Origin of the sequence: Paraburkholderia franconis (assembly GCF_009362735.1) — a bacterium.
In the GTDB taxonomy this organism is placed as follows: domain Bacteria; phylum Pseudomonadota; class Gammaproteobacteria; order Burkholderiales; family Burkholderiaceae; genus Paraburkholderia; species Paraburkholderia franconis.
This window is the reverse complement of record NZ_WHNP01000161.1, coordinates 1-6,003: the sequence shown is the minus strand read 5'-3', so window position 1 is coordinate 6,003 and position 6,003 is coordinate 1. Positions and strand designations below refer to the sequence as shown.

General features: G+C 59.4%; 10 protein-coding genes and 1 pseudogene. 6 read left to right on the top strand and 5 right to left on the bottom strand.

The window, feature by feature from the left end; translation table 11 throughout:
- Positions 1-298: pseudogene (locus GCT13_RS46650) on the top strand (IS6 family transposase); the annotation flags it as partial.
- 757 nt (positions 299-1,055) lie between these two features.
- Positions 1,056-1,262, top strand: coding sequence for a hypothetical protein (locus GCT13_RS46645; RefSeq protein ID WP_152768333.1), 207 nt, complete (start codon positions 1,056-1,058; stop codon positions 1,260-1,262).
- A 279-nt stretch (positions 1,263-1,541) separates the two neighbouring features.
- Here GCT13_RS46645 and GCT13_RS46640 read toward each other — a convergent pair whose 3' ends face one another.
- On the bottom strand, positions 1,542-1,970 hold the full coding sequence (locus GCT13_RS46640; protein ID WP_321575065.1) for a CAP domain-containing protein: 429 nt from the start codon (positions 1,968-1,970) through the stop codon (positions 1,542-1,544).
- A gap of 430 nt (positions 1,971-2,400) precedes the next feature.
- Between GCT13_RS46640 and GCT13_RS46635 the strand changes: the two genes are divergently transcribed.
- From GCT13_RS46635 to GCT13_RS46620, 4 genes are all read left to right on the top strand, one after another.
- Entirely contained in the window at positions 2,401-2,685 is a 285-nt protein-coding gene (locus GCT13_RS46635) for a hypothetical protein (RefSeq protein WP_152768332.1), read from the top strand.
- 38 nt (positions 2,686-2,723) lie between these two features.
- The gene (locus GCT13_RS46630) at positions 2,724-2,957 is read left to right on the top strand and encodes a DUF6723 family protein (RefSeq protein ID WP_152768331.1); all 234 of its coding nucleotides are present in this window, start codon (positions 2,724-2,726) and stop codon (positions 2,955-2,957) included.
- A gap of 80 nt (positions 2,958-3,037) precedes the next feature.
- Entirely contained in the window at positions 3,038-3,769 is a 732-nt protein-coding gene (locus GCT13_RS46625) for a S1 family peptidase (RefSeq protein WP_152768330.1), read from the top strand.
- 19 nt (positions 3,770-3,788) lie between these two features.
- On the top strand, positions 3,789-4,061 hold the full coding sequence (locus tag GCT13_RS46620; RefSeq protein WP_152768329.1) for a hypothetical protein: 273 nt from the start codon (positions 3,789-3,791) through the stop codon (positions 4,059-4,061).
- Between the two features lie 107 nt (positions 4,062-4,168).
- On the opposite strand, the gene GCT13_RS46615 is transcribed toward GCT13_RS46620, so the two are convergent.
- The 4 genes from GCT13_RS46615 to GCT13_RS46600 all read right to left on the bottom strand — a co-directional run.
- Positions 4,169-4,420, bottom strand: a complete 252-nt coding sequence (locus tag GCT13_RS46615; RefSeq protein ID WP_152768328.1) for a DUF1488 family protein — start codon at positions 4,418-4,420, stop codon at positions 4,169-4,171.
- A gap of 68 nt (positions 4,421-4,488) precedes the next feature.
- Entirely contained in the window at positions 4,489-4,806 is a 318-nt protein-coding gene (locus tag GCT13_RS46610) for a hypothetical protein (RefSeq protein ID WP_152768327.1), read from the bottom strand.
- A gap of 525 nt (positions 4,807-5,331) precedes the next feature.
- The gene (locus GCT13_RS46605; RefSeq protein WP_152768326.1) at positions 5,332-5,595 is read right to left on the bottom strand and encodes a site-specific integrase; all 264 of its coding nucleotides are present in this window, start codon (positions 5,593-5,595) and stop codon (positions 5,332-5,334) included.
- Between the two features lie 119 nt (positions 5,596-5,714).
- A partial coding sequence (locus tag GCT13_RS46600; RefSeq protein WP_152761409.1) for a transposase occupies positions 5,715-6,003 on the bottom strand: 289 nt, incomplete at its 5' end.

The following is a 6,003-nucleotide window of genomic DNA, read 5'->3' as shown; positions in this document are numbered from 1 at the left end:
TGTCGACGAGACCTACATTAAGGTCGGAGGCCAATGGAAATACCTGTATCGCGCCGTCGACAAGGCCGGAAACACGATCGATTTTCTCTTGCGAGCCCATCGGGACAAGGCTGCGGCGCGACAGTATTTCGAAAAATCGATCACCCAGAATGGCGAACCCGAGACGGTGACGATCGACAAGAGTGGCGCCAATCTGGCTGCGCTGGAAGCCATCAACGCCGAGCGCGAAACGCCCATCAAGATCCGCCAGACGAAGTACTTGAACAATATCATCGAACAGGACCACCGCGCGATCAAGCCAGGGGCCGATGCTGGCGGCGGGTGGCTTCCGCCAATGGAGCGGTTCGGCGTCATGAAACGCAACTTTCAGAACTTTGCGTTCGCTTTGAACGGCAAGGGCGTCTCCCTGAGACTTCCCAAGATGCCGCATCGGTTTCGCTCACTACTTTTGAAATGGAGCCGAACGGCCGGCAGAAAGTCTTTGCCGCCCCTGGATCTCGCGTGGGTCGACCGGCGCGCAAGCCCTTGATCGATTGGCTCTTTCAAAGCTAACCGCCATTTTCCGCACGAAAATACTATCCACCCTGACCATGCGGCGCTGACCATCGAACGCCGTGACGTTAAGGATGATGTGGAGAGGGTCACGCGGCATAGGACTGAGATCGCGCCCTACCGGAAATCCCCATGCTCTACCGAAGCAACTGCATCAACACACATCGTGTGCAGACGAAGTCATCGGTGGCGACATGCAGGGATGGTTTTGAAGACACATCATTGACCACGGTGTGCCACACCGAACGGATGGAAGACCGCTTCCCATGGCGGAACCCGCATTGAAGTACAGCACCGGTGAGCATGACGATCGGCGGCCACGATCGTCGTTGACGTGGTCGTATCGGGCCGTCGGGCAGAGGCAGGGAGGTGCAATGACGCTGAAGCGCGGTTGATACCGGACAAGCTCGCGAAGCCTGTTACCTGACGTCAACGAGACCGATCCCGATGCGTTATGGCATTGGACGACGTAATGAATCGCCGCCTTCCCCCTGGAGACTCCAATGAAGAAGCTTGCTGCCGCCCTGATTACATCCCTGTTCGCTACTGTCGCATCCGCCCAGGCTTCCGCACCTGCTGCGACCGCACCGGCAGCCACCGCTACGGCTCCGGCCGCCACGGCCGCCACGACGCCGGCGCCTGCACACAAGACCACGAAGCACATGCATAAAGTGAGTCACCACGTGACGCACAAGAAGGCGGCGCAATAAGACACGGCCTCGGCGCGAGGTATCAGAACCCCGCTTAGGCGGTCCGCTTAGGCGGGGTTTTATGCTTTGAGCGATCGGCCCTAAACAGGTAATCGTGTAAACCTCGTCAAGGTGTTTGCGGCAGTCGGTGGGCGCGGCCGCATTGGTCTCTCTCAAACAACGCTGCCTGATGCGAATGCGAGCCACCTTGCCGCCAAGGCATTCGCGGCGGCCCGTGGGCGGGGCCGTCAGAGTGGACAAGCTGGCGCTTGTGCCTCTCAGAATCCCGCAAACGCTGCCTTATGCGAGCGCGAGTGACTTGGCTCTTGACGTCTTGCGCCGCGCATCGAATGCGCGCACCCCATCGGCGGGCGTATGGAGCCGGACACGCGTGATTACGTCGACGCCCGTGAGGCCGGGATTTCCGGTGATTTCATCGTGCGTACCGACACGATTCAGGTCGAGGTACTTCGCACGGGCCGCAGCGGCCGCAGCCAGGCCGTCGTCCAGTGCTATAGGCGGTAATCCGACTTCTTCGCGACGGGCGTTTACATAATCGAGTGCGGTGGCCCGGCCGACCAGGATGGTATTGGAAGGGCCAGGCGCGTGGCGCAACCGGACGACCGGTCCGTCATGGGCGGCTCCGGGATAAGAGCTGCATTTGTTTTGTAGAGGGCCTAGGACTGCTGCAGCTTCTGTTACGGCGCCGAGCGTTGCGGTAGCTTCCACCTGCTCGGTGCGAACCGGATCACCGTCGTCGGCGGCATAGCCGTCGAACTACGATGCCAATTCGAAGCCCGGGATCACCGATGTGTGGTCTGACGCTTGATAAAAAGGGCGGTCCACTACAGGGCCAGGTGGTACACTGATAGCATCGCTTTGCAGTCTTTCACTCATGCCTGTCGTCCATCGGAGTTCGCGTTCACGGGCGGCACCCGATTCCCCTCTGTTGCCTGGTTAGCTTTCTCCCCTTTCCAGATGAAGCGATATTCCGTCCCCGGACGCCGATTCCGCTAGCTGTGCCGCTGCGATCGTTACACCATCCCGACCTCTGCGGCGCGCCGCGCATCGCCATTTCGTTTGCGGCAATTACCCTTTTGCCACACGCTGGGTGGTTCCCGGCTACTTCTCGTCATGGCTCACACCTTTGGACTACATCATGAGCGAGCACGTCAGAACTTACAGAGGGCTGGAGATTTATCCCCTCGTCTATTCCCGCATTCCTCAGGGTGCCGTTGGATCATACGACTACGGCGCTGGCTTCGACGCTGCCGTCAGGATATGCCGCCGAGGCACCGACGACACACTGACGGCCAGCCGGGTATTTCGGATTCCACATCGTGCGCCGTTTTGCGATGCGGGCGAGGCGCGCAAGGCATCGAGCGACTATGCGGAGCGCCTGATTGATGGACAGGTCGACGGGCAGTCGGTGCGTGATCTATGAGCGGGCCGCAGGACCGTGCAATCAGCGAGGAGACGCGAATGCAGCAATATAAGCCTGGCGTGGAGAACTATGAGGTCGCCGCGTCGTTTCGTCGGACGATGGGTGGCGTTGTTCCGACGTTGAAGGTGATCCGTCTTTCCGACAAGCGGGTCATCTATCCGTTTCGCGGCTGCGCGGACATGCCCCTATGCGAGGATGCGCAGCACGCGAAGAACTTCGCCGAGGTCTACGGCTGGCAGCTCGTGAACGGCGATATTGCGGTTCCGGAGTAAGTTGACGGCCCACCGTCGAGCGCCGCCGCGTACGCTTATCGGGCCCCATCGACGTGCGGCCAAACGGGTAGGCAAGGTTCATGGATTCACTACTGCTAGCCGCTACCCGCGTGCATACGTACTCGCAGGATGCGATGATGACGAGCGCGAGCGGATTCTTTTTTGCCCGCGAGAAGCGGCTATTCTTCGTGACGAGCCGGCACGTCCTCATTGACGAGCCGAGCGGCCATTGCCCGGACCGCATTGAAATCGAGCTGCACATCGATCCGGCAAACCTCGGTGCTTCCTCCTGGTTTTCAGTCCCGCTTTATGTCGACCGGCGAGCCGTCTGGCGACAAGGCTGCGATGCAGGCGGTGCGATCGATGTGGCTGCTGTGGAGCTGCAGGAATCGGCGTTGCCGGATACGATGGCTTATCGGACCTTTACCCCGGCGCACCTGCCCGGCCTGGACCAGGCCGTTGAGATTGGCAGCCCGCTTCTCGTGGTGGGGTATCCGCTTGGTTTTCATGATTCGCTTCACCATCTGCCGGTGGTCCGGCACGCTGTTGTCGCGTCTTCGTTCGGCTTGAGATTCCAGGGGAAAGGGCAATTTCTGACTGACGCGCGAACGCATCGGGGAACCAGCGGAGCCCCTGTTGTCATGGCAGACAGCGGACGGTTGAATATGCACGATGACGGACTGCACTGGACGCTGCTCGGCGTCCATTCGACGCGCTTCGATATCGGTGCGCGCGACACTGAGCATGACGAGGCGCTTGGCCTGAACTGCGCGTGGTATGCAGACATTCTGATGAAGCTCACTGAACGCTGACAGCCCACGGAGTGGCGAAATGCAGGGAATTCCTCACTATCTTGTTCTTCGCGCCGGATACGAATCGTACGTTCTGGACCGGGAGCGCGTGCTGATTCGCCGCCAGGCAAGTCGCATGATGAACTGGTTCGCACGCGCGCATGGCAAACCGATGTCGATCGTAGACGCGCACTGGGATAGCTTTTCCCGGGAGTACGGCTTCTCGTCCGACGAACGGAAGTGCTTGTGCGCTTACTCGTTGGTGGAAGGCAGCGAAACCAGACATCAACTTGCGTTGCTCGCCAACCTTTAGCGTTCTGACGCGATCTGGGGGATGAAGGTACGCGTTTATGCGCTCCATATCGCGCAGCCATGGCCCTGCGCCACGGTGGAGCGGCTTCGACGGCCGCGTTCAACGTCCTAGTGCAGCGTGTAGAGAGTCTGCGGCCCCTCGACATATTGCGTCATGGCGATCTTCAAGATCTCATTGCGATGCCGGTCGAAGGAGGCCAGCACCCCGGCTTCGTCAGAACCGAGAGCGGAGTCGAAATTCTTCAGTACGCGGTCTTCCACAAAGAACGTAATCTCGCGTGCGTTGTCGTAACCCCAGAACCACACGCCATGCCTCGTCCCATCATAGCTGCGGCTGGGGTTGGAAAAACTGAGCGCCATGTGTTGTCCTCCGTTCTACGCCTTTGATGGACGGGGTTGCACGCTCACTACGAGCGCGGAGCGCCCCGCTAATGCGTATCGCCTTTCATGCTCTCGGCTTCCATCGCGGCATGCAATTCCTCATACGCCTCGATTGGCTCCATGTCCTGATCGACGAACGCGGCTGCGCGCTCTGCGGCGGTCAACGCGTCGCCCGGGATGTCGCTCTGGCTGTCGTCCTCGGTATTTGGCGGCAGCAGCATGTCCTCAAGCATCCCGCGCAGTTCGGGGGTATTCCATGGCTTGCCCAGCTTGGCCTTCCTGTTCAGGTAGTGACGAATTTCCGAGTCTTGCTCGGCCGTGAGCGGAAGCCCGCGAAAAGTGGGATCCGAGTTGTGATGGATCATGATGCGCCTCCCGAAGCGGTCTGCGCTTTCAATGTGGAGATATCGATTTCCTGCGGTGAAGGTTACAAGTTGCGTGTAATCACTGTGCCGCGTGTCCGCGGCCAACCGCTTTACGTCTTCTTCCTGGCGACACCTTCGTTCCCAACCCGCGAATGAACCGTGCTGAACGGGGTTGCCGGCACTGACGGCTTCTTGGGCTGCTTGGGCTTTTTCGCTTCGCGAGTGCTGCGTAGTTGACTCTTGGCCATGGTATTGCTCCTGGTGCGTTGCGTACCAAGGTGGCATTCCCAGCATACGCGCTTAGAAGCTCTAACAACATGACTTTCATGACTTATATGTGATGGCGTCAGCAGATGATGCAGCAAACGGGTCGTCTGCGGACATTTGTGGCGCCTCTGAGGACGCGGCGTTTCGAGCCAACGATGTCGGCAACCCCTAGCTTGACGGTACGCGGCGAACTGGCTGTCGTATCCGTTGCTTTCCCTTAATTCAGCCCGGACAGCGCGTGAACTGCATACGGATGAATTATTTCACGTTGCTACTGATCCTCACCTTCAATGGCTCAAGGCCGCGCGCATTCGCGTACAGGTCCGCCATTGCATCGGTGGGATGACCCAGTAGCGCCTTGGTATCGACGCCGCACCGTTCGAGATAGAGTCGTTTCGACAGGCTGCGGATCTCATGGAGCGTCGGGTCGTCGTCTGCCGTATAGCCCGCCAGGCGCCGCGCCTGCCGGAATTTCTCGGAGATGGTTTTCAGCTTGATTGCCGGCCCCTTCGGCGCCTTCACGTTGCCGCGACGTAATGGATGCGGTATTTGCTGACGACGTACGGCGCCTTGCAGCGCGCGATGATTTCGCCCAGCGACATGTTGATGGCTTCCATGCGCAGTTCCAATGGGATAAGTGTTCACGAGAAATTGATTTGAAATTTGGTGCCATAGCCGGATAGAAGCGCGGCGAGTTCGGCGTCGATGGTTTCCTTTGTCCAGGTGACGAAACGCCGCCAGTGGTATTTCATGTGCTTCCACACGATCTCAATCAAATTGAGTTCGGGACTGTACGGCGGTAGATAGAACAGGAGCGCCTTGTGTTCGAGAAACCAGCGGTCCAGCGTGTGCTGATCGATGCTGTGGTGAACGCTCGCGTTGTCGAGCACAATCACGGTGGGACGACCATCGCCCTGCTGGATCAGCGAG

Excerpts from the sequence above, each read along its gene's own strand:
- GCT13_RS46645 (WP_152768333.1), top strand. The coding sequence starts at position 1,056 with ATGAAGAAGCTTGCTGCCGCCCTGATTACATCCCTGTTCGCTACTGTC.
- GCT13_RS46635 (WP_152768332.1), top strand. The coding sequence starts at position 2,401 with ATGAGCGAGCACGTCAGAACTTACAGAGGGCTGGAGATTTATCCCCTC.
- GCT13_RS46630 (WP_152768331.1), top strand. The coding sequence starts at position 2,724 with ATGCAGCAATATAAGCCTGGCGTGGAGAACTATGAGGTCGCCGCGTCG.
- GCT13_RS46625 (WP_152768330.1), top strand. The coding sequence starts at position 3,038 with ATGGATTCACTACTGCTAGCCGCTACCCGCGTGCATACGTACTCGCAG.
- GCT13_RS46620 (WP_152768329.1), top strand. The coding sequence starts at position 3,789 with ATGCAGGGAATTCCTCACTATCTTGTTCTTCGCGCCGGATACGAATCG.
- GCT13_RS46615 (WP_152768328.1), bottom strand. The coding sequence starts at position 4,420 with ATGGCGCTCAGTTTTTCCAACCCCAGCCGCAGCTATGATGGGACGAGG.
- GCT13_RS46610 (WP_152768327.1), bottom strand. The coding sequence starts at position 4,806 with ATGATCCATCACAACTCGGATCCCACTTTTCGCGGGCTTCCGCTCACG.